Annotated in this window: 19 protein-coding genes and 1 tRNA gene; 5 read left to right on the top strand and 15 right to left on the bottom strand. The window is 58.2% G+C overall.

The genetic code is table 11. The features are described from left to right. Positions 1–3: 3 nt before the first annotated feature. The 4 genes from EV681_RS15745 to EV681_RS15730 form a co-directional block, all read right to left on the bottom strand. Positions 4–80: transfer RNA gene (locus tag EV681_RS15745), tRNA-Gln, on the bottom strand. 4 nt (positions 81–84) lie between these two features. Then, on the bottom strand, positions 85–981 hold the full coding sequence (gene ispE / locus EV681_RS15740) for a 4-(cytidine 5'-diphospho)-2-C-methyl-D-erythritol kinase (RefSeq protein ID WP_130304526.1): 897 nt from the start codon (positions 979–981) through the stop codon (positions 85–87). Beyond that, a complete protein-coding gene (locus tag EV681_RS15735; protein ID WP_130304525.1) occupies positions 978–1,589 on the bottom strand; it encodes an outer membrane lipoprotein LolB in 612 nt (203 codons plus the stop codon). The genes ispE and EV681_RS15735 overlap by 4 nt, the downstream gene beginning before the upstream one ends. After that, positions 1,586–3,367 (bottom strand): tetratricopeptide repeat protein, encoded by a 1,782-nt coding sequence (locus EV681_RS15730; protein WP_165393071.1) that lies wholly within the window; start codon positions 3,365–3,367, stop codon positions 1,586–1,588. The genes EV681_RS15735 and EV681_RS15730 overlap by 4 nt, the downstream gene beginning before the upstream one ends. Before the next feature lie 149 nt (positions 3,368–3,516). On the opposite strand from EV681_RS15730, the gene mutM reads away from it, so the two are divergent. Beyond that, positions 3,517–4,344, top strand: a complete 828-nt coding sequence (gene mutM / locus EV681_RS15725; RefSeq protein ID WP_130304523.1) for a bifunctional DNA-formamidopyrimidine glycosylase/DNA-(apurinic or apyrimidinic site) lyase — start codon at positions 3,517–3,519, stop codon at positions 4,342–4,344. Here the strand turns inward: mutM and EV681_RS15720 are convergent. Further along, positions 4,325–5,749, bottom strand: a complete 1,425-nt coding sequence (locus EV681_RS15720) for an FAD-binding oxidoreductase (RefSeq protein WP_130304522.1) — start codon at positions 5,747–5,749, stop codon at positions 4,325–4,327. The two genes, mutM and EV681_RS15720, sit on opposite strands and share 20 nt — an antisense overlap. A gap of 172 nt (positions 5,750–5,921) precedes the next feature. Between EV681_RS15720 and EV681_RS15715 the strand changes: the two genes are divergently transcribed. Then, positions 5,922–7,310, top strand: a complete 1,389-nt coding sequence (locus EV681_RS15715; RefSeq protein ID WP_130304521.1) for a phosphomannomutase/phosphoglucomutase — start codon at positions 5,922–5,924, stop codon at positions 7,308–7,310. A 95-nt stretch (positions 7,311–7,405) separates the two neighbouring features. On the opposite strand, the gene EV681_RS15710 is transcribed toward EV681_RS15715, so the two are convergent. From EV681_RS15710 to coq7, 10 genes are all read right to left on the bottom strand, one after another. Then, the gene (locus EV681_RS15710; protein WP_130304520.1) at positions 7,406–8,539 is read right to left on the bottom strand and encodes a glycosyltransferase family 4 protein; all 1,134 of its coding nucleotides are present in this window, start codon (positions 8,537–8,539) and stop codon (positions 7,406–7,408) included. A 24-nt stretch (positions 8,540–8,563) separates the two neighbouring features. Next, a complete protein-coding gene (locus tag EV681_RS15705; RefSeq protein WP_242612275.1) occupies positions 8,564–9,847 on the bottom strand; it encodes a glycosyltransferase family 4 protein in 1,284 nt (427 codons plus the stop codon). After that, on the bottom strand, positions 9,847–11,082 hold the full coding sequence (locus EV681_RS15700) for a glycosyltransferase family 4 protein (RefSeq protein ID WP_130304519.1): 1,236 nt from the start codon (positions 11,080–11,082) through the stop codon (positions 9,847–9,849). The genes EV681_RS15705 and EV681_RS15700 overlap by 1 nt, the downstream gene beginning before the upstream one ends. 32 nt (positions 11,083–11,114) lie before the next feature. Then, positions 11,115–13,010 carry an asparagine synthase (glutamine-hydrolyzing) gene (gene asnB / locus EV681_RS15695; RefSeq protein WP_130304518.1) on the bottom strand — a complete coding sequence of 632 codons (1,896 nt, stop codon included), beginning with the start codon at positions 13,008–13,010 and terminating at the stop codon, positions 11,115–11,117. Positions 13,011–13,019: 9 nt separating this feature from the next. Continuing rightward, positions 13,020–14,120, bottom strand: coding sequence for a glycosyltransferase family 4 protein (locus EV681_RS15690; RefSeq protein WP_130304644.1), 1,101 nt, complete (start codon positions 14,118–14,120; stop codon positions 13,020–13,022). A 46-nt stretch (positions 14,121–14,166) separates the two neighbouring features. Beyond that, positions 14,167–15,534 (bottom strand): murein biosynthesis integral membrane protein MurJ, encoded by a 1,368-nt coding sequence (murJ, locus tag EV681_RS15685; protein WP_423191208.1) that lies wholly within the window; start codon positions 15,532–15,534, stop codon positions 14,167–14,169. A gap of 3 nt (positions 15,535–15,537) precedes the next feature. After that, a complete protein-coding gene (locus tag EV681_RS15680; RefSeq protein WP_130304516.1) occupies positions 15,538–16,563 on the bottom strand; it encodes an SDR family oxidoreductase in 1,026 nt (341 codons plus the stop codon). A gap of 92 nt (positions 16,564–16,655) precedes the next feature. Next, a complete protein-coding gene (gene tviB / locus EV681_RS15675) occupies positions 16,656–17,930 on the bottom strand; it encodes a Vi polysaccharide biosynthesis UDP-N-acetylglucosamine C-6 dehydrogenase TviB (RefSeq protein ID WP_128396687.1) in 1,275 nt (424 codons plus the stop codon). Positions 17,931–18,070: 140 nt separating this feature from the next. Continuing rightward, on the bottom strand, positions 18,071–19,144 hold the full coding sequence (locus EV681_RS15670) for an MraY family glycosyltransferase (RefSeq protein ID WP_128396774.1): 1,074 nt from the start codon (positions 19,142–19,144) through the stop codon (positions 18,071–18,073). A gap of 932 nt (positions 19,145–20,076) precedes the next feature. Continuing rightward, a complete protein-coding gene (gene coq7 / locus EV681_RS15665; protein ID WP_128396686.1) occupies positions 20,077–20,754 on the bottom strand; it encodes a 2-polyprenyl-3-methyl-6-methoxy-1,4-benzoquinone monooxygenase in 678 nt (225 codons plus the stop codon). A gap of 142 nt (positions 20,755–20,896) precedes the next feature. Between coq7 and EV681_RS15660 the strand changes: the two genes are divergently transcribed. The 3 genes from EV681_RS15660 (at position 20,897) to EV681_RS15650 (ending at position 22,707) form a co-directional block, all read left to right on the top strand. Further along, a complete protein-coding gene (locus EV681_RS15660) occupies positions 20,897–21,319 on the top strand; it encodes an OsmC family protein (protein WP_014751933.1) in 423 nt (140 codons plus the stop codon). 2 nt (positions 21,320–21,321) lie between these two features. Further along, positions 21,322–22,119, top strand: a complete 798-nt coding sequence (locus EV681_RS15655; protein ID WP_130304515.1) for a thymidylate synthase — start codon at positions 21,322–21,324, stop codon at positions 22,117–22,119. Between the two features lie 63 nt (positions 22,120–22,182). Next, positions 22,183–22,707 carry a dihydrofolate reductase gene (locus EV681_RS15650; protein WP_130304514.1) on the top strand — a complete coding sequence of 175 codons (525 nt, stop codon included), beginning with the start codon at positions 22,183–22,185 and terminating at the stop codon, positions 22,705–22,707.

Raw genomic sequence — 22,707 nt, 5'->3', positions numbered from 1 at the left:
ATTTGGCTGGGGCGGAAGGATTCGAACCTTCGCATGCTGGAATCAAAATCCAGTGCCTTAACCAGCTTGGCGACGCCCCAAATTCTATATCCAATTATACAGCGGATGCCGGTTGATGCCTTGACAGACAACGACCTGTTTTATCCACTGGCTTGCCTCTGGATGAGAAGCAAGCGCAGATTCTACACGCTGCCTGCATGCCTGAGCCTGATCAGCAGTATCGAACGACGCAAAAAAACACGCACCCGATCCTGTCATTCTGGCCTGTATACCCAGGGATTCAAGCCAGCCGACAATAAGCGAAAGCGGTTTGAAAAGGGCACATGCTGCTGCCTGTAGATCATTTCTGCCAAACTGATGAATATCATGTCCAGCAAAGTCGTGCATTATGAAGGATTTTGTGTCCCGTGTCAAATCAGGATAAGCAAAAACTGTTGCAGTTGCGACACTGATTGCTGGCACAAACACGACATATGACGCTTGCGGCACCGGACAGGCGGCCAGCGCCTCGCCCACGCCCTGGGCAAAAGCCGATTCACCGAAGACAAAAACCGGTACATCCGCGCCCAGCGTCAGGCCCAGGGCCTGCAGGGTTTCGCGGGAAAAACCGCAACCCCACAGGCGATTGAGCGCAATCAGGGTGCTGGCCGCATCGCTGGAGCCCCCACCCAGGCCGCCGCCGGCTGGAATCTGTTTATCTACGGCAATGGTCACGCCAGCGGCTGCGCCACTCTGAGGCGCGGCATGCTGCTGAAGCAGACGTGCCGCCCGTACGATCAAATCCTGATCATGAGGCACACCAGGAATATCGGTGCTGCGCACAATACGCCCATCGTCACGCAAGGTGAAATGCAGCCGGTCGGCCAGGTCAACAAAGGTAAAAACCGTTTGCAGCAGATGGTAGCCATCGGCACGCCTGCCGGTGACATGCAGAAACAGGTTCAGCTTGGCCGGCGCAGCAACGTCATGCAAAGACTTCATTCGCTCTCGGTTACCACGCGAACGGTAATGCGGTCGCCCGCCATAGTGCGCTCAAAGTTCAGGCGTGTGGGGCCGTTGCTATCGAAATCGGACATATTCACCCGCCAGCCTGCTTCGTCAAACGTCTGGGCGCCCTGGGCTGCACCGGCCTGCCCTGCCGTACGCTGGCCATGCCCCAGGCTATTGCGCTGACCCTTGAGCCAGCTGCGCATGCCGCTGACCGGGATCGGGCTGCCCAACACCTCAGCCACCAACGCATCGGGATCGCTGGCGACCGTGCGCTGACCGTTAGAACGCGTCAGCACCGCCTGGTTATCGGCCACCACCACCCGGGCCAGGGTAGAACCCAGCGGATTGGTCAGGTCCAGCGTCAGCACCGCCCCCGTATCCAGCCAGGTAAAACCGCCCTGCACCGAGTCGCGATTGCGCTCTGCGCTGCGATCATAAACGGTCAGGGCAAAGCGCCCCGAACGCTCGAACGTGCCGTCGGCACGGGCGGCCTGTGAAGCCGGGGGCTGGGTGGGCACGGTCGAACATGCAGCCAGTGTTGCAGCCACCAGGCAGATAGCGGTCAATCGGGTATAGCGATGTAAAGCGCGTACATTCATTTGAGGCGGACTCCCAGTCGTTTGAGGGTTTCTTTGAGCGTCGGGTTTTCTTTGTCCAGTTGCCAGCCCTGTTTGAGCAGCGCCCGGGCCCGTTTTTTGTCGCCATTGGCCCAGTAGATTTCGGCTAGATGGGCTGCAATATCGGCTTGCGGCGACAACTCGAAGGCATTTTCCAGATACTGGCTGGCCAGCGCGTCATTGCCCAGCCGAAATTGCAGCCAGCCCATGCTGTCAAGAATGAAGGGATTACCCGGCGCCAGTTGCACCGCCTTGTCCAGCAGCGTTTGCGCCTGGTCCAGATTAATATTCTGGTCGGCAAAGACATAACCCAATGCGTTATAGGCATCCGGCGAGTCGGGCTTGAGCGCGATCACCTGCCGCAGCAGGGTTTCCATTTCAACGATTTTGCCCTGACGCTCGTACAGCATGGCCAGGTCATATTTGATGGCCGGGCTGTCAGGCAGCGCCTTGTCGGCCTGAACCAGGCGGGCGACTGCCCTGTCGGTGCGTCCGGCAGCGGCAAGCACCTGCGCGCCCGCCAGTTCAACAATGATTTTGTCGTCGCGGGTCTCGGTGCGAATGTCGGCGATCAGCGCCATGGCTTTGCTCAGTTCTCCAAGCTTGCCGTAGAGCGCCGCCTGTTTCATGCGAACTTGCGGCAGGGCTGCCAATTCATCGATTTTGTCCAGTTGGGCAATCGCATCGCGATACTTGCCTTCATCTTCGTCAATCTGGGCAAACAACACGCGCGCATCGGTCGACTGCCCCTGAGCGTTGGTTTCAGCATCTGACAATGCCTCGCGCCGCTGCCCCTGCACCTGCAGGAACTCGGTCAGGCGCGCACGTGCCGTTTTATAATGTTTGGCCTGGTAATTGACCTGGGCCTCCAGGTACAGCAGGTCAAAGTCCTCGGGAAAGGCCTTGCGCATACGCGTCAGATCGGCCAGGGCAGGCTCAAACTTCTTGTCTTCGACCAGTTGGCTGATATACAGCAGGCGAACCCGGCGGATATTGGGATGGGCGGTGATGAACTTGCGCCCCAGCGACATGGCCAGGTCGTGATTGATTTTGACGCCGTATTGCAATACGCGCTCGGCAGCGGCATCGGAGTCGGAATCGAGCGTGAGCGATTTGCGCGCCGCTTCCCAGGCCAGCACCGGATTGCCCGCCTGGGCCGCCAAGTCTGCCAGCAACAGGTGCGCGACCGAAAAATTGTCACCGTTCTTGTGAATAACCTCTGTAAAGACCTCGAGCGCTTCCTGCTTGTCCTTCATGCGCGCCACCACGGCGGCGGCCTGGTACAGGGCCCGATCCTTGTTGCCGGCCTTGGCGATGCGCTCGCGCAGCGCCTTGACAATGCCAGCCGTATCGCCGTTGCTGGCCGAAAGCGCCAGCGTGGCTGCCACGGCTTCTTCATCTCCGGGCGCCAGCTGGCTCCACAGGCGCGCCGCCACGGCTGCCTGTCGGGGTTGGGAGGTGGCCATATACAAATGCATGGCGCGTTTGGCCATGCGCGGCATTTTCCGCTCGCGCGCCAGCGCCATCGCCGTTTCTGCCGCCAGATCGGTTTTGCCTTCCTGGGCGGCAATTTCCATGATGAGCAAACGATAAATATCGTCAGCTTCGGTATGGTTGACCAGTGTCACGGGCTTGGCCTGCTCGTTCGACAAAAAGTCCAGCATGGCACGCCGGTCTACCGGCTGGTCAAACTGGGCATGTGCGAGCGCAGCCCACATGAGCGGAGCAACAAGGGCTGCGGCGCGAATAACGCTTTTCATCGGGATCACAGGCAAGCGAGGCAGTGGCTGATAACAAAAAACAAATGTTATCATCCCTGCTTAGTTATTATTAATAAATCCTTAAAACATAAGCATTTTATCTGCGTCGGCGTGCCTTTGCGCGCGCCGTGGGCGCCCCCATTTTTCCTATGCCTGAACTACCTGAAGTTGAAACCACCCGCCGTGGCCTGGACATGATCATTACCGGCAAGCGGCTGCTTGCGGTCCACGTGCACGAAGCGCGGATGCGCTGGCCGGTTACGCCCGAGCTCAATCTCATTTTGCAGGGCAAACAATTGCTGGCCTGCGAGCGACGGGGTAAATACCTGCTGTTGCGTTTCGAACACGGTACCCTGCTTGTGCATCTGGGCATGTCCGGATCGCTGCGCCATGTCCAGGCGGGTGAGTTTTTGCGCAAGCACGATCATGTGGAGTGGTGTTTCGATGGCGTCACAGTCCGCCTGAACGATCCGCGGCGTTTTGGCGCAGTCCTGTGGCACGACCATGCCACCGGGCCCGTCGCAGCCCACCCCTTGCTGGCCGGGCTGGGCATAGAACCCTTTGATGTGGCCTTCACGCCGCAAATGCTCCATGCCGGGCTACAGGGGCGCAGCGTGGCCATCAAGCAGGCGCTGCTGGCCGGCCAGATTGTGGTGGGCGTAGGCAATATTTACGCATCGGAAAGCCTGTTCGCCGCCCGCATTCATCCGCGTACGCCGGCAAACCGCATTTCGCCGGCAAGAGCACAGCGCCTGCATGCGGCTATTTTAAGTACGCTGGAAAAAGCGCTGGATTCGGGCGGCAGCACCTTGCGCAACTACACCGGTACGCAGGGCGAGCCAGGCGCCTATTTTGAGATTCACGCGGCCGTTTATGACCGCGAGAACCAGCCCTGCCGCAGCTGCGGCACGCCGATACGCAAAATCGTGCAGGGCCAGCGCGCCACTTTTTTCTGTCCTAAATGTCAGCGCTATTGATGACCTTGCCCGGGTTCATCAGAATGTGAGGATCCAGCGCACGCTTGATCTTGCGCATCAGCGCCAGCTCCACTTCGGATTTGTATAGCGGCAGCAGGTCTTTTTTCAACTGCCCTACTCCATGCTCGGCGCTGATCGAGCCGCCAAAGGCATGCACACTGTCATGTACCAGCCGATACACTTGCGGCTGCAATTGCAGGAAAGCAGTCTCGTCCGAGCCTGCCGGCGCCGCCACGTTGTAATGCAGGTTGCCGTCGCCCAGGTGACCAAAAACAATATGGCGCACGCCGGCAAAAGCCGCCTGCAACTGCGCATTGGTCTGCTCGACAAAATCGGCCATGCGCGAGACTGGAATCGACACATCGTGCTTGATGTTTTTGCCCATCTGCTTTTCCGCCAGCGGAATGCTTTCACGCAAATGCCACAATTCGTTGCTCTGCGCAATAGAGGCCGCGATCACGGCGTCCACCACATCCCCATCTTCAATGGCCTGGCCCACCACCGCTTCAAAGCGTTCGCGCGCATGATCGGCACTTTCGCTGTCAGAAATTTCCAGCAGCGCATACCAGGGACACTGCCTGCCGGAAACGTCAAACGGCCATTTCTGCTGGTCAAACTGCAGCGTGACCGAATCCAGGCAATAGTGGGAAATGAGTTCGAAACCGGTCAGGGCCGCGCCGAACCCCTTGCGGGCTCGCGCCAGCATCCGCACGGCCGCCGGCATGTCGTTAAAGGCAAGCATGGCTGTGCACTTGGCCACTGGCTGCGGGTACAGTTTGAGCGTTGCCGCGGTAATGATACCCAGCGTGCCTTCGCTGCCGATATACAGATCGCGCAAATCGTAACCCGTATTGTCCTTGCGCAGGCCGCGCAAGCCGTGCCAGATCTCGCCGTCTGCCGTGACCACTTCCAGACCTAGCGTGAGGTCACGGGTATTGCCATAGCGCAGCACCTGCGTGCCTCCCGCGTTGGTCGCCAGATTGCCGCCAATCGTGCAACTGCCTTCGGCAGCCAGACTCAGCGGAAACAAACGGTCTGCCTCAATGGCAGCCTGCTGCACCTCGCGCAGGGTGCAGCCGGCCTGCACGGTAATCGTATCGTCGGCCGTATCCACCTGCAGGACGCGGTTAAGGCGCGCAAGAGCGATCACAACACTATTGCCCTGTCCATCGGGCGTGGCGCCACCGCAAAGACCGGTGTTGCCACCCTGCGGCACCATGGGCGCCTGATGCTCCACGCAGGTGCGCACCACTTGCGCTACCTGTTCGACAGAGGCGGGTCGCACCACGGCCAGCGCCTGACCTGTGTAGCGGCCGCGCCAGTCGGTCAGATACGGCTGTGCCGCAGCCCCGGTCAATACATGATCTGCGCCGACGATGTCCTGCAATGTTGCCAATAGATTCATTTTTTTCTGCCCGTTTCAATTTGACCGCTGTCGCAATGGGCAGGCGGACAGATTCCCACCAGCCCGCTTTGGCAACAGACGTATAATACAGTTCACATTCTACCGAAAATAGTGGCTAGTACCCGCCGCTTGCCTAACGCAACGGCTGCAACCGCCTTCACCAGGACAACCCATGACCCCAGCGCTTCCCCAATCCGTATTCAAGGCTTATGACATTCGTGGTATTGTGCCTGAACAGCTCAATGCCTCGTTTGCCTACCTGCTGGGGCGCGCGCTGGCCCGGCGTGCACGCGCCTGCGGCACGGATCGGATCGTGGTGGGCTATGATGGTCGCCTGTCCAGCCCCGACTTGTCTGCCTCCCTGCAAAAGGGCATCCTGGATGAAGGCATTGATACGGTAGATATCGGCATGGTGCCCACGCCACTGGTGTACTTCGAATCCTACTCCGAAAATATCGGCGCCGCCGTTGCCATTACCGGCAGCCATAACCCGCCAAAATACAACGGCTTCAAAATGATGATCGGCGGCAAGGCCCTGTACGGCGACGACGTGCTGGCCCTGCGCGAGCAAATGCAGGCGCTGCAATCGGAACCGGTCGCTGCCGCCAGAGGCGTTGCGCATAGCAAGGATATCGTCCAGACGTATATCGAACGGATTGTGTCGGACGTCAAGCTGGCCCGCCCGATGAAAATTGCCATCGATTGTGGCAACGGCGTGGGTGGCGTGGCGGCAACCAAACTGTTTCGTGCGCTCGGTTGCGACGTCACCGAGCTGTTTTGCGATGTGGATGGCACCTTTCCCAATCACCACCCGGACCCGGCCGATCCCCATAACCTGGAAGACCTGCAACGCACCCTGCAGGAAACCGACTGCGAAATCGGCCTGGCCTTCGATGGCGACGGCGATCGCCTGGGCGTTGTCACCCGCAGCGGCAGCATCATCTGGCCAGACCGTCAGCTGATTCTATTTGCCCGCGATATTCTTGCGCGCCAACCAGGCGCCACCATTATCTATGACGTCAAATGCAGCCGTCATGTCACGGCCTCTGTCAAGGCTGCCGGCGGCGTGCCGCTCATGTGGCGCACCGGTCATTCGCTGATCAAGGCAAAGCTGGCGGAAACCGGTGCCCCTATTGCAGGTGAAATGAGCGGGCATGTGTTCTTCAAGGAGCGCTGGTTCGGCTTTGATGACGGCCTGTATACCGGCGCGCGCCTACTGGAAATCCTCTCGCGCGATGCCAACCCCACGGCCGTACTTGATGCTCTGCCCGAAGGCATTTCCACGCCGGAACTCAAGCTGGAAATGGAAGAAGGCCAGCAATATTCGCTGATCAAGACCCTGCAGGAAAAGGCGCATTTTCCCGGCGCCACCAGCGTTAACACCATTGATGGCGTGCGCGCCGAATATGAAGACGGCTTTGGCCTGGCGCGTGCATCCAATACCACACCTGTGATTGTGTTGCGGTTTGAAGGTGAGACGCAGCAGGCGATTGATCGCATCCGTGCAGAGTTCAAGGCGGTGTTCGCCCAGTTTGCGCCCGGCGCGGCGCTGCCATTCTGATTGTTTTATGATGCCGGGCCTGGGCCAGCGGCTTTAAGCAAGCTTTGGCAAAAGCAGGCGCCGGCAATCCCGGGCCCTTGGTTGGTATCAGCAGCCTAGCGGCTTAGCGCCTGGTAAATATCCAGATGCGCCTGCACCACCTTGCGGATATCGAAGGCCTCCTGCGCCAGCGCCCGCCCTGCCTGGCCCATGGCCTGACGCTTTTGCGTATTCTCTGCCAAATCGCAGACCGCCTCATAAATGGCGCCTGCATCCCGGACCGGCACCAGCACGCCGGTCTGACCGGCCTCAATCGCATCCCGGCATCCCGGCACGTCGGTCGTAATCACGGCACGTCCACAGGCAGCGGCCTCAACCAGTGACTTGGGCAACCCCTCCCGGTATGACGGCAGCACCACAATATGAGAATCGGCATACAGCGCAGCAATATCGCTGCGCTCGCCCAGCCATTGCACGCGCTCGCCCCAGGCATTGGCCTCTTGCTGCGTGACCGATGCCGGGTTGCCCGGATCGGGATTGCCCACCACAAGCCAGCGATAGGGCTTGCCATCGCGTCGCGACATGTCGGCCGCTTCCACATATTCCAGCACGCCTTTATCGCGCAGCAGCCGCGCCACAAAAATAATCCGGACCGGCAGCGGTGGCTCAGGCGCCGCGGCATACTGTTCAAGATCCACACCCGAGCCTCGAATCATCACCACCTGTTCATCTCTGACTGCGCCAATACGGCTCAGGATATCGCGATCATTGCGGTTCTGGAAAATAACACGGCTGTTGCGATGCCCCAGCGCAAAGCGATAGAGCTGCTGGGTAATCAACCTGACCCAGTCGATGCCCTTGTGCTCGCGCGTAAAAATAAACCCCAGGCCCGAGATCGCAGAGACCACGCCCTTCACACCCGCAAGCCTTGCGGCAATGCCGCCGTACAACACGGGTTTGATCGTGACCAGATGCACAATATCGGGCCGCACCCGCCGGAATAACTGATAGATGGCGTAAAGCGTTTTGAGTTCGGCCAGCGGGTTCATGCCGCTGCGCGACATCGGCAACACATGGTGCGTCAGTCCATGGGATTTGATGGCCTGCACGGCGGCGCCGTCCATGGTCGCCACCCTGACCTCATAGCCCTGTTCCTTTGCCGCCAGTGCGATGGGCAAACGATGCGACAGAAAAAAGGCAGGATTATTCACCACAAACATCAGGGAGCGGGGCGAGTTCTGCTGTGTCATAGTACTGGGTCCCTATTCGTTGAATCAGCGCGCATCGGCAACCATCGCCCGCCAGGTCTGTTCATATCGTTCAATCATCTTGGGCAGGCTGAACTCCTGCAGCACCCGGGCGCGCACCCTTGCGGCGATCACGTCACGGCCCTGCGCATCGATGGCGGCAAACGCCTGGCCGATCGCGTCGGCCAGCGCTGTCGGGTTCTGCGGCGGCACCACCCAGCCGGTCTCACCGACAATCACGGCGGCATCGCCAACATCGGTCACCACGCCAGGGACGCCGCAAGCCATTGCCTCGGCCACCACATTCGGAAAGCCCTCTGCCAGGCTGGAGAGCACATGTACATCAAGTGCATTCATGACCGCGGGCACATCATCGCGCATGCCCAGCAGAATGACCTGATCGACCACATCGGCCTCGCGCAACCATTGCATCAATTGAGCGTTGTCTGTATCCAGCCCTTTGCCGACCAGCACACAATGCAGGGCCAGCCCGTTTTTCTTGCACTGGGCCAGCGCGGCAATCAGGCTGCGATGGTCCTTGAGCGGATTAAAGCGCGCCACAAAACCGATCACCCGCGCATCGGGCGCCAGTTGCCACTGCTGCCGCAGGCGCTCGCGGGCCTGCGCATCCGGCTGCCAGCGCGTCAGGTCATAGCCGTTCTGTATCACTACCATTTTGTCTGCATCGTAACCCCATTGCTCATGCCGCGCCCGGGCGCCTTGCGCGCAGCAAACAATGGTTTGCGGCAGCCAGCCAGAAACCAACCCGCAAAAGCGCGCCAGCAGCCAGGCAGACTTGCTGCTGCTCTTGAGGTTTTCGCCGGAATTGCGTATGCCCCAGGCAATATGCCGGATCCCGGCGGTTCGTGCTGCCAGTCCGGCAATCGCATCGGCGTGATACATCCAGGTCTGCACCACGTCGGGCCGCAGCCTGATCAGTTCACGGCGCAGCGCCACAAAGTCGCGCGGCGTGATCTTGCCGGGTTTCATGTCAAGTGTAATAACGTTGATGCCCGCATCGCGCAGGCCGGCGCCGTACAATCCGTCATCGGTAAAGCTGACCAGCGTATGCTCAATTGTGTTTGAGGGCGCCATCAGCAAGCGGTTGAGCACTGCTTCAGCACCACCCTGGCCCAGGCCACTGATCACGTGTACCACATGCAATTTGCGCGCAGGCGCTGCTGTTGTTGCTGCAGTTGCGTTGGCATCATCTGTCGGCGCTGCGACGACCGGCGCCGATACAGACGAATCCGGCCCGGCAGATTGGCTCATGGCGCCAGCCGCGCCTGCGGGCTGCGACGATGCAGTCATTATTGCGACTCCGTCGGCGTTGCCGGCTTTACCCGCGACTTGCCCAGCACCGCATCAAACAGGAACTGCCATTGCTCCAGTACCGCAGCCAGACTGTACCGATCACGTACCGAGATCGTGGCGCGATGACCCAGCTCGCGCCGTAGTATTTCATCTGTCATAACCTGATGCAGCGCTTCCTGCAGGGCGTCCACATCGGAGAGCCCGACCAGAATGGCGTCACGCCCGTCTCTGGACAGTTCGGCAGGCCCGCTGGGGCAATCCATGGTCACGCAAGGCAGGCCCAGCGCCATGGATTCGAGCAATACATTGGGAAACCCTTCCACTTCAGAGGTCATCACAAACGCATCGGCGCGACTGATTGCCTCCCAGGGCTGATCGGTTTTACCCGGCAGATGGATGCGATCCTGCAAACCCAGCTTGCGCACTTTTTCCTGCAGCAGACTCAGCAGCGGTCCTTCGCCCCAGATCGTCAGGTCCCAGTCGGGCACCTGCGGCGCCAGCCGGGCAAAGACATCAATCAACATTTCAAAGCGCTTGGTGGCAACAAAGCGGCCCATGGCGCACAATTGCTTGCGCGCACTTGCTTGTGCTTGCCGAACAGACGACGTTGCTGCGCTGGCGGTGTCCTCATCGGACGCCATGCCGGCGGACTCGGACACATACGAGACCCTGCCGGTATCGTCCACCGCCCGGGCGGCCGACTCCAGTGCCGGCGGCAGCGGATTGGGAATGACTGCCACATGCTGCAAGCCGGGCACGACTCGGGCAAAAACCTCGGCGGCCTGCTGGGTCTGCAGCATAACGGCATCGGCCTGCGGATACAGCAGGCGCCGCGCGCGTGCCAGCACGTTGCTGATATTCTTGCTGGCAGCCGGATTGGTTCTTTCGCACACAATGACCGGAATGCCCAGGCCCTTGGTGGCAGCCAGCACCATCACATTCACATTCGTTAAGAACGATACGATCACATCGGGCGCTTCGTCCTGAATCAGGCGCCGCAGGATCAGCGGCTTGGCCAGTGTACGAAACATGCCCGGGCCGCTCAGATGCCGGGCCACCCAGACCTGACGCACGCCGGGATCCAGCGGATAGAACGATTGGCCCGTACCCCGTGAAAAAGTGGGCATCAGACACACCTCATGGCCTTCCTTGACCCAGGCGTTGACCAGCGATGCGGCTACCCGCTCTGCGCCACCGGCATTCATGGAACTGACAAGTAACAGGATTCGCATGGGCTACTCCTTACCGCTGCAGTTAATGATTTTCATGGTTTGATTCCGTATTCATCCAGCCAGGCCTGCAGCATCAGGATACCCCACAAGCGCGCACTGTTGTCCACCTGCCCGCTTAGATGCTGCGTCCAAGCCTCGCGCACGCGTTGCGCATCCAGCAGGTTCTGTGCCTCAAGACGCGGCAATGCCAGCAACTGTTCGCCCCATTGGCGCAGCGGCCCCCTGAGCCACTGCCCCATGGGCACGGAAAACCCTTTCTTGGGCCGGTCCAGCATCTGCGCGGGCACGTGACGGTAGAGCAATTGCTTGAGAATCCACTTGCTGTCGTTGCCGCGCAGCTTGTATTTTTCGTCCAGACTCCAGGCAAATTCATATACCCGGTGATCCAGCAGCGGCACACGGGTTTCCAGGGAAACGGCCATGGCCGCCCGGTCCACCTTGACCAGAATATCATCCGGCAGATACGACACGGTATCGATGGCCATCATCGTATCCAGCAGACTATCCAAAGGGGCCTGTGAAAAGGCGCTGACCGGTTCGGTCGCGCCCTTGACCATGCTGGCCGGATCCTGCCAGTACGAAACAAACTGCCGGTAGAACGCGACCATATTGTCCGCCCCCAGCACCTGTTCAAGCTTGCCGAATTTTTCTGCACGCGGCCCCGATAGCAGACTGGCAGCAACCCGCGCGCCAGCACGCAGGGGGGCCTGCAGGCCCGCTGGCACACGCTCGCGCTTGCCCCACCACTGCTGCACCCGTTTGTAACGGGAATAGCCGCCAAAGAGTTCGTCACCGGCATCGCCCGAGAGCGCCACCGTCACCTGCTGCTTGGCCATGCGCATTACCAGCGCGGTCGGAATCTGCGAGGAGTCGGCAAACGGTTCGTCATACATCTGCGGCAGCGCGGGAATCAGATCCAGGCTATCCTGGGCGCTGACATACAGCTCAGTATGGTCTGTGCCCAGATGGCGGGCCACCTCGGCTGCATATTCGGCTTCGTTGTATTCCGGTTCGGTAAAGCCGATGGAAAATGTCTTGAGCGTGCCCGAGGCCTCTTCCCGGGTCAAACTGGCAATCAGGGAAGAATCAATGCCGCCGGATAAAAACGCGCCCAGCGGCACATCCGAGAGCAACTGCCCGCGAATCGCCTGACGCAGCACGCGATCCAGGCCATCGACCGCATCATCATCCCGCGCAAATTGCGCACGCGGCTGCGAACGGGCCACTTCCAGCGCAGACCAGTACGGCTGCGGTTCGGGCCACGCACCTGCGTCTATCTGGTCCGGCGACAAGCTGACCCAGGTTCCTGGCAACAGCTTGCGCACTTGCGTAAAAACGCTATAGGGCGCAGGAATGTAGTTATGCCGCAGAAACAGCGCAATCGCATCACGATTCAAATGCGCATCAAAACCCGGCAAAGGCATCAGCGCCTTAAGTTCAGAGGCAAACATCAGGCCATCTGGCGCATAACCGTAATACAGCGGCTTTTCCCCGAAGCGGTCACGGGCCAGTACCAGATTGCGCGTCTGCCGATCCCATACGGCGATGGCAAACATGCCGACCATCCGCTTTAAGGTTTCCTGCACACCCCAGACCATCAGTCCGGCCAGAATGGTTTCCGTATCGGAGTGCCCGCGCCAGGCATGGGCATAGCCATCCTGCTCCAGCGCCTGGCGCAATTGCGGATGGTTATAAATTTCGCCATTGAACACCAGCATGAAGCGCTGATCGGCGCTGGCCATGGGTTGGTGCCCCTGCTCGGACAGATCCTGAATGGCCAGCCGAACATGGCCAAAGGCCACGCCACTGTCGGCATCTTCCCAGAAACCATGACTGTCCGGCCCGCGGTGGGCAATACGGCCACAGCTTTGCGCAAGTAATGTTTCCTTGTGTTCGAACCGGCCTACAAGCCCGACAATCCCGCACATAAGCGTTGCCTATCCCTTTTTATCCTGATGCTGTATATCGTTGAATACCTCTTGCCACAAAGACAGCACGCGTCGCATCGAAAAGCGGTCACGTACATCCACGGCGCGACTGGCCAGCGTTTTACGAGCCTGCTTGTCCTGCATCAGCCCCGACAGCGCGGCAGCCAGCGCCTGCGGATCTTCTACCGGCGTGACCAGCAGCCCATCAATATCAGGCCGGATAATCTCGCGCGGCCCGGTTTCACAATCGAATGCCACACTGGGCATGCCACAGGCCATCGCCTCCAGCAGGCTGTTGGACAGGCCTTCTACCCGCGAGCTCAGGACATAGATATCACAAGCCTGGTACCACTGCTGCATATTGCCTACCCTGCCAGGCATACTGATGCGCCCGGCCAGCCCGGCCACATCAATCTGTCCCTGCAGGCGATCGCGCTCGGGCCCCTCACCCAGGATGACCAGATCCCAATCGGAAAACACGGCAGCCAGATCCCTGAATGAGTCAATTAGTATATCGAAACCCTTGTCGGTATGCAGACGTCCCACGGCCAGTAGGCGGCAGCGTCCGTTACGCTGGGGCGGCGGCACCTGCGGCTCGCCATTGGCCAGCGGCCAGTGAACGGCATTCGGTATTACCGCCATATTCGATCCGGGCACGTGATTGACGATCCAGCTGGCCGTATCGCGGGTCAGCGCCACCACCTGGGCGGCATGCGGATACGTGCGCCGCCGCAGCTTGAGCCAGAACGACGACAAATTCTGCGATGGCGGATGGGTATGCTCGGTGGCGATAACCCGGCACCGCAGACCGGCGGATGCCAGTATCGACAGAATCGACGCGGTGGTCATCATGCCCAGCACGATATCGGGCCGGTAGCGCTGCATGGTTTTGCGCAAGGCGTACAGACGCCGCAAATTGGCCATCACGCCACGCAAACCCGCTGTATTGAGCGCCACGCGCTCCACATGCCGGTTCAGTTCATAAACGTCGCCACGAGCATCGGTCTGGGTCACCACCATCACGTCGTGCCCATGAATATGCCACTGGTTGGCCAAGTCGACGGCCACCCGCTCCGCTCCGCCGGCATGCAACGAGTGGATGAAAATCATGATTCGCAGGGGGACTGGCGCTGCGGTCGTCGAAGTCAAAGGCATATCAATCGGTTGTTTTTTCAGAAGTAGATTGTTTGGACACATCATGTGTCAGCGTCACAAAGACATAGCAAATATAAGACAGCAGATACATGCAGCTGGTTGCCAGCATAATACCTTCGGCGCCCATCAGGGGGGCCAGAATCTGGTTGAGCACCGCCTTGAGCGCAAAGTTGGCTACGGCGATGGCGGCCATCAGCTTGTAGCGGTTTTGGCTGGCCATCAGTTGCACCAGGATCAGCACGCCGAAATAGAATGGCAACTGCAATATTCCCCAGCGCAGCACGCTGGCCACGGCGATCGTATCATCGGCCGTAAATGCGCCGTTTTCGAACAGGATTTTCACAATCCAGGGCGCCAGCACCCAGCATGCCGCCACCGCAACCACGCCGCCCGCCAGCATCAGCACCGACCATTTCAGCGCCATATTGCGGGCGCGCAGCGCATCGCCCTGGCTTTGCACATCGGCCAGCACCGGCAATGCGGCACGTCCCACCGAAGCGGCGCCAAGGCCGATAATCAATGACAGCAACCGTGTGGCGTAACCCAGCGTCGCGTTGGCGTTATCTCCAAGGCTGGCTGCGGCAATCTGATCCAGCGGCCCCACAAAGCTCATGGCGATCTGTCCGATCAGCATCACGCCGGCCGCGTTCAGCAACAACGGCCACTGATGCGACTTGAACGTAAAACTGGGTACACCCCAGATGCCATTGTCGGCCTTGCGCGCCAGCACCATCAGCCAGACTGCCTGTATGACGTAGCCGACCAGCGTGCCCAGCAGCAGCGGCATGACGCTGACATCGCCCGGCGTGAGCAGAATCCAGACCAGTATCATCAGCGCCGGGATGCTTTCCAGCAAGGTATTGACATGCCGCTCGTGTGCACGCAGGCGCGATGTTCCCACGCCGATCAACAGCGTGAGCAAGGCTGCCGGCGCAAAGGCCCAGATCAGCTCACTACTGTGCTGCCTGGTCATCTGGCTCAGGTTGCCTGCAGAATAATCAAGAATATAGGGCCACAGCAGCCAGGTCAGCACACCGGTCACAACCCCAATGGCCAGTACCCAGCCCTGCAGTTCCCGGATAAATTGCACCCGCTCGCTGCCAGGCGCATAGCGCGTCTTGACCAGCACGGGGATCAGGACAATGGAAAACGCCCCGACAATGGTAATGGGCAGCCAGTTCGCCATGGTCATGGTGAATTGATAGGCGTCAACCACCTCGCTCACACCATAACGATGCGCTACCGCCATTTCCTTGAGTGCGCCGGCCATCTTGCCGATCAGCAGGAAAAACGCCACGCGCATCGCGCCGCGCGCGATACGCATATGGTCAGGATGCAGCCCTTTAAACCGCCCGATAGCCCGCTTCAAGGATCAACGCAGGAACTGGGTGTACCACGGCATCGCCACTTCGATCCCTTCCAGGATATCGTGCGTGGGCTTGTACCCCAACTGGTCATGCGCCTTGGTGATATCTGCCTGCGAATGACGAACGTCGCCGCTGCGAAAATCGCGGTATACCGGTTTTTTATCGTACTTCACACCATTCTTGTCCAGCGTGCTGGCCAGATGGGAGAACAGCTCATTCAGGCTGGTACGGGCATTGACCGCCACGTTAAACACCTGGCTGCCCTCTTGCGGCATATTGGCTGCGGCCAGCAGATTGGCCTGCACAGCGTTTTCCACAAAGCAGAAATCGCGGCTGGTTTCGCCGTCGCCATTAATGAACACGTCTTCACCCTTGATCATGGACGCGGTCCATTTAGGGATCACGGCGGCATAGGCACCATCGGGATTCTGGCGTTTACCGAACACATTGAAATAACGCAGGCCCACGGAGCTGAAACCATAGGCACGGGCAAACACGTTGGCGTACAGTTCGTTCACGTATTTGGTCACTGCGTACGGAGACAAGGGATTGCCGATCTTGTCTTCTACTTTCGGCAGATCGGGATGATCGCCGTAAGTGGAGCTGGAGGCCGCATAAACAAACGACTTGATACCGGCCTCGCGGGCGGCAACCAGCATATTCAGAAAACCGCTGATATTGACTGCGTTCGTTGTAATGGGATCATCCAGGCTGCGTGGCACGGAACCCAGCGCTGCCTGATGCAGCACATAGTCTACGCCGGCAACGGCTTTCTTGCAGGCATCCAGATCACGGATATCGCCTTCGATGAAGTTGAAGTTGGTCCACTGCTGTGCGCTGACCGCTTGCTGCACTTCGTCCAGATTGTGCTGAAAACCCGTGGAAAAGTTATCCAGGCCCACTACTTTCTGATCCAGCAAAAGCAGGGTCTCCAGCAGATTGGAACCGATAAAGCCGGCGCAACCGGTAACCAGCCAGGTGCGTGGTTCGGCCTGAATGGCGTTTTTGAGATTGTCGAATGCCTGAGTCATAAATTTCACCTGCTATTGGTTGAAGCTGCCAAAACACAGCCGCCATCGAATGTACATCGACAGCGCCTGTTCGTACTTACCTGCCTTTCTGATTACAGTCGAATATCGGCCTGATCGGCCTTCAATACGTATTTAAGGTCATAAAGTACATGCTGGGCCTTACCCAGCGCCCGGATGCCTTCAGCACCCATGCTCACAAACTGATGATGCGACACGGCCAGGATAATGGCATCGTAGGCGCCCTTTTCCGGCATTTTCACAGGTGTAATACCATATTCGTGATCGGCTTCGGCCGGGTCAACCCACGGATCATAAACGTCTACATCCATACTGTACTCGCCCAGCTCCTTCAAGATGTCCACGATACGCGTGTTGCGCAGATCGGGGCAGTTTTCCTTGAAGGTCAGGCCCATGACCAGTACCTTGGCGCCCTGTACCTGGATCTGACGCTTGGTCATGGCTTTGACCAGCTGCGATACCACATACGAGCCCATGGAGTCGTTCAGGCGACGGCCGGCCAGGATGATTTCCGGGTGATAGCCAATGGCCTGCGCCTTGTGCGTCAGATAGTAAGGATCTACGCCGATGCAGTGACCGCCGACCAGACCTGGACGAAACGGCAGGAAATTCCATTTGGTGCCGGCCGCTTCCAGCACGGCTTCGGTGTCAATGCCCATCTTATTGAAAATAAGGGCCAGTTCATTGATCAGGGCGATATTCACATCGCGCTGGGTGTTTTCAATGACCTTGGCGGCCTCGGCCACGCGAATGCTGGATGCCTTGTGCGTGCCTGCAGTAATGATTTCGCTGTACAGGTCATTGACCAGGTCGGCAATTTCCGGCGTAGAGCCCGAAGTGACTTTCTTGATCGTTGAAACGCGATGGCTCTTGTCGCCCGGGTTGATGCGCTCGGGGCTGTAGCCGGCAAAGAAGTCTTCGTTAAACTTTAAGCCGGAGAATTTTTCCAGGACGGGAACACAATCTTCTTCGGTTGCTCCGGGGTATACCGTCGATTCATAAATGACGATATCGCCTTTTTTGAGCACCTTGCCAATGGTTTCGGACGCCTTGATCAGCGGCGTCAGGTCCGGCTGCTTGTAATCGTCGATCGGCGTTGGCACGGTCACGATATACACATTGCATTTGGCAAGGTCAGCCGGATCGGCGCTGTAAGCCAGTTTGTCAGCTTCGGCAAGTTCTTCGGAAGAGACTTCCAGCGTGTGGTCCACACCGCCCTGCAAATCTTTGATGCGCTTCTGATTGATATCAAAACCCAGCACACTGCGCTTTTTGCCGAATTCCACCGCCAGAGGCAGCCCGACATATCCAAGTCCGACAATCGCTAATTTTATATCGCCAAGTTGCACGTAGTTCTCCAGAAGGCTATTCAAATAGATGTGATGGAACGTATTTCAAGTGTCAATTTTAACAAGTTCCGGATAACCACGGACGAAGATACGACACGCATGTATTACCGGAATGAAACAAAGCAGACGGCCGGATGCGGTCAGCGGCGACGCGACACCGACGGCAGCAGTAGCCAGCGCGGGCAGCGCCAGGCCACCAGCCGTGAATAGAGCCAGATATACACAGATGCAAATACCAGCATACTGATACACAATGCGATCGGGTTATCCCAGTAATAGGTCGCCGGGATCAGGCCGATCAATGTCAGGACCCACAAGTACGGCGAGGTGAGCGCGTTGCACATGACCGGCACCATGCCCTGCCCCTTGCGGTTGAAGGTGACACGAACCAGGCGGCGAAAAATGAGCTGGTGCAAATGCAGCGCATCGGGCTGGTCCACCGGCACGCCACGCTTGAAGCGGCGGCGCCAGATGGAAAACAGCGTTTCGAAAACAGGATAAAACAGCACGGCCAGCGCATAGAAGGGAGAGACCGACGGGTTGCGCACCACCAGCAGCACAGCCAGTTCGGCAAGCATAAAGCCGATAAAGTAAGCGCCACCGTCACCCAGGAACACCCGCCCGTATGGAAAATTCCAGACGAAAAAGCCGATGATGGACGAGGCCATGGCAAGAGCAATGGCAAAAATGGCCAGATCATCTACCTGATACGCCACCAGGGCAATCGAAGTGGCCATCAGCATGGCCACCATACCGGCCAGACCATTCATGCCGTCCACAATATTGAGCGCGTGGGTGCAGCCGCCAACGGCGATCACGGTAAAGATCAGTGAAATCGGCCAAAAGCCCAGAATGTAATTGAAAACGTCAATACTGACGCGGCTGACCCCGCCAAAAAACCACCAGGCAATGGCGGCAGACAGGAACGCAGCCAGCAGGCGCTTGCCCGCGCCAATGTCCTTGGTAATGTCTTCAAGTATGCCGGCCACAAAAACCGGCATCGAGGCCACAAACAAAGCCGGCCACAGCCAGTTGAGCGTCATGTTATCGGGCCGGCCCAGCACCAGCAGCCCGGCCAGCGTACCGGCAAACACTGCCAGCCCGCCAATACGGGGGGTGGATTTTTTGTGGGATGCCTGCGGTTTGTTCAGATCATAGTCGCCGGTGTAGCGGCCATGCCATCTTTCAGAAAAAACAATAAGCCCGCCGACCATAAAGGCGACAACGCTGATATAGAGATATTGCCAGGGAAATGTCAAAGTCGATCCAGAATGCAAAATACTTAACAAGCGACAATAGTAACGCGGAGCGACCGGGCGCTATCCGGTTTGAAACAAACGGCATAACATTTCATATTCGGCAATTTTAATAATTAATCTGCATTAAAAATGCCGTCGGTCATATTATGACAAATTTAGCTCGCTTCCGGGCAGCCTACTGCCTGCGCTTTGCCGTCCGGATACAGGGCTCGCAGACAAAAAAAAGCCCAAGACCTTGCGATCTTGGGCTAAATCCACCAAAGGAGGAGGGTGGAGGAGACAACCTTGGCAAGACAAATGGGCAAGAAACTCAAGCAGCAGGCAATTAAGAAGCAAACAACCTTTTCTTATTGCGGGCAATGCTAGCGGTTACTGTGGCGCCAACGCTTATTCTTGAATGTGGCGAACTGCAGAACTGCTGTCACTGCTTACTGCGAATTTCCGAAAGACCATTTCGTCATCCGTTAGACAAATAGTACTGCTTTTTTTTGTGCGATGCAAGAAAATTATCAGTCAAGCGTTTGAATTTGCACCCAATTTACTTCAATCTGTTTCAAAACAGACACACCCTACGCGCATGTCCATAGGTAATTACGCTGGTGTGCGGGTATGTCTGGATATTTTACGCCCTGGCTGGCGAAAACAGACACGACGGGCCGACATGCCGTGGTGTATTCACAACAATGGGGCATAAAATCAATATCCACAAGGTACAAATACAGGACCACCACCACCCTGCCAGCGCGAAGGTAACGGCCATCAAGAACGATCCGGGATTCCGCGCCTGGCAGTTCGCATATCTTGGCAGGATCGCCCCTGCGCGCGTTGCACTGCGAGAGGCAAGGCTTTAGCGCAGGCAGTTCCGATGCGACATGCGAACGCGATAGTCAGACGCGATAGGCCAGCGTTGTCATGACTTTGGACATGGCCGTCATGATGCCGCGCACCGGCATTGGCAATGGCGTGCCGCCGTGCTGCTCTGCCGTTTCACGATGGTGGACCTCATCTTCCTTCATCTGCTGGACAACGGCGCGCGAGCGGCTGTCCTGCGCCGGCAGATCGGTCAGGTGACGCTCCAGATGCGCTTCGACCTGGCGTTCGGTCTCGGCCATGAAACCCAGGTTACGTTCGCGACCGGCGGCACTGGCCAGCACGCCCAGCCCGAAAGAGCCCGCATACCATAGCGGATTAAGGAGGCTGGTGTGGCTATTGAGCTCACGAATGCGATCGCGGCACCAGGACAGGTGATCCACCTCTTCCTGCGCAGCCGTCTCGAACACCTTGCGCACCGACGTTTCCTTGCACATAAGCGCCTGCCCGCGATACAGGGCCTGAGCGCATACTTCTCCCACATGATTGACACGCATCAGGCCGGCCGCATGCCTGGCTTCGGCCTGGCTCAGCTCGGGTGCGCTGGCCGCCATGTACGGACCAGCAGGATTGGGACGCGATGCACGCGAGGCGCCCGAGAGCACTTCGAGCGCAGTCCCGATTTCTGCCAGCACCCGGTCGGCAAGCGAGTAACGACGGTCAAATTCATGTACAACAATAGCTTTTTCGGTCATAAGTCAACCTGTGTTGGAAAGGACAGGAAAAGAACGGTGCAGGCGCCGCTGGCGGTCGATTTGTTACCCCGGTGGAGTCTGTCCGATTGTCTATTGTAGCAATGGGTTATGATTTGATTTTGATTTAATGCAGGAAACGATCATGGAATGCAATATCGAATGGAATGGCCCCGAAGGCATGCTGTTCGTTGCCACAACCGGCAGCGGACACACCGTTGCCATGGATGGCGCGCCTGAAGGCGGCGGCAACAATCTGGCGCCCCGTCCCATGGAGATGATGCTGGTGAGCGCCGGTGGCTGCTCGGCCTACGACATCGTGCTCATTCTAAAACGCGGCCGGCACCAGGTCACCCGCTGCCAGGTCACGGTACAGGGCGAACGCGCCGAGACCGATCCCAAGATTTTTACCAAAATCCATTTCGTGTTCACTGTCACTGGCAAGAACCTGCCTGAAAAAGCGGTGGAACGGGCCGTCAGCCTGTCTCACGAAAAATACTGTTCTGCCGTTGCCATGCTGGAAAAGTCAGCAACCATTACCCACGCTTATGTGATCGCCGAGGCATAAAGATGAACCAGCAGTATGAAGATTTCATGCGCCATGTGATGGAGCATGGCGTAGCCAAGACAGATCGCACCGGAACCGGCACCCGCTCGGTGTTCGGTCATCAGATGCGCTTTAATCTGGCCGAAGGCTTTCCGCTGATCACCACCAAGAAACTGCATACCAAAAGCATTTTCATTGAGCTGCTGTGGTTTTTGCGCGGCGACTCGAACGTGCGCTGGCTGCAGGAACGCGGCGTCACCATCTGGAATGAATGGGCCGATGCCCAGGGCAATCTGGGGCCGGTTTACGGTGTGCAATGGCGCTCCTGGCCCAAGCCGGATGGCGGCCATATCGACCAGATCACCCAGGTCATTGAGCAAATCAAATCAAATCCGGATTCTCGCCGGCTGATCGTCTCGGCCTGGAACGTGGCCGACATCGGGCAAATGAAACTGCCGCCTTGCCATGCGTTCTTCCAGTTCTACGTGGCCGATGGCAAACTGTCCTGCCAGCTATACCAGCGCAGCGCCGATATTTTCCTGGGCGTGCCCTTCAATATCGCCAGCTATGCCCTGCTTACACATATGGTCGCACAGCAATGCAACCTGGAACCAGGCGACTTCATCTGGACCGGCGGCGACTGCCATTTGTACAGCAATCATATCGAGCAGGCACAACTGCAATTATCACGGACGCCATACCCCTTTCCACGGCTGATTATTCATCGCAAACCCGATTCCATTTTCGACTATGAATATGAAGATTTCGAGATTGCCGATTACCAGTTTCATCCGCATATCAAGGCACCGGTAGCAGTCTGAACCTGCCCGTTCAAACGTAGCCTGCGTGACTTGCCCGCCCGCGCACCATATACAGGAACCGACATGCCTACACTGATTATTCTTGTTGCCTATGCCATCGAAAACCGAGCCATTGGCGTGGACAACACCCTGCCCTGGCATCTGCCGGGCGACCTGAAACGCTTCAAAACCCTGACCATGGGCAAACCCATTATTATGGGACGCAAAACCTGGGAGTCTATCGGACGCCCCCTGCCCGGCAGGCGCAATATCATTATTACCCGCCAGCAGGATCTGAGCGCCGCGGGCGCCGATGTCGTGAACTCGCTGGACGCAGCCATCGGCCTGGCGTTCGAGCAAAGCGATACGGCTTTCGTTATTGGCGGCGAGCAGATTTACGCCCAGGCCATTGAAAAGTCCCAGCAGGTAATGGCAACTGAAATACACCAGTTTGTCGATGGCGATGCCTTTTTCCCAGATCTGGATGAAAAATTGTGGCGTGAAACATCACGCGATGCCCAGCCCGAAGAAAACGGCATGAACTACGATTACGTTGTTTATGAACGTATTCCCAAAGACCTGCAACAGAACAAGGTCAGTATTCCTTGA

Source organism: Advenella incenata (assembly GCF_004217095.1).
Classification (GTDB): Bacteria; Pseudomonadota; Gammaproteobacteria; order Burkholderiales; family Burkholderiaceae_B; genus Advenella; species Advenella incenata.
This window is presented reverse-complemented; position numbering and strand designations above follow the sequence as displayed.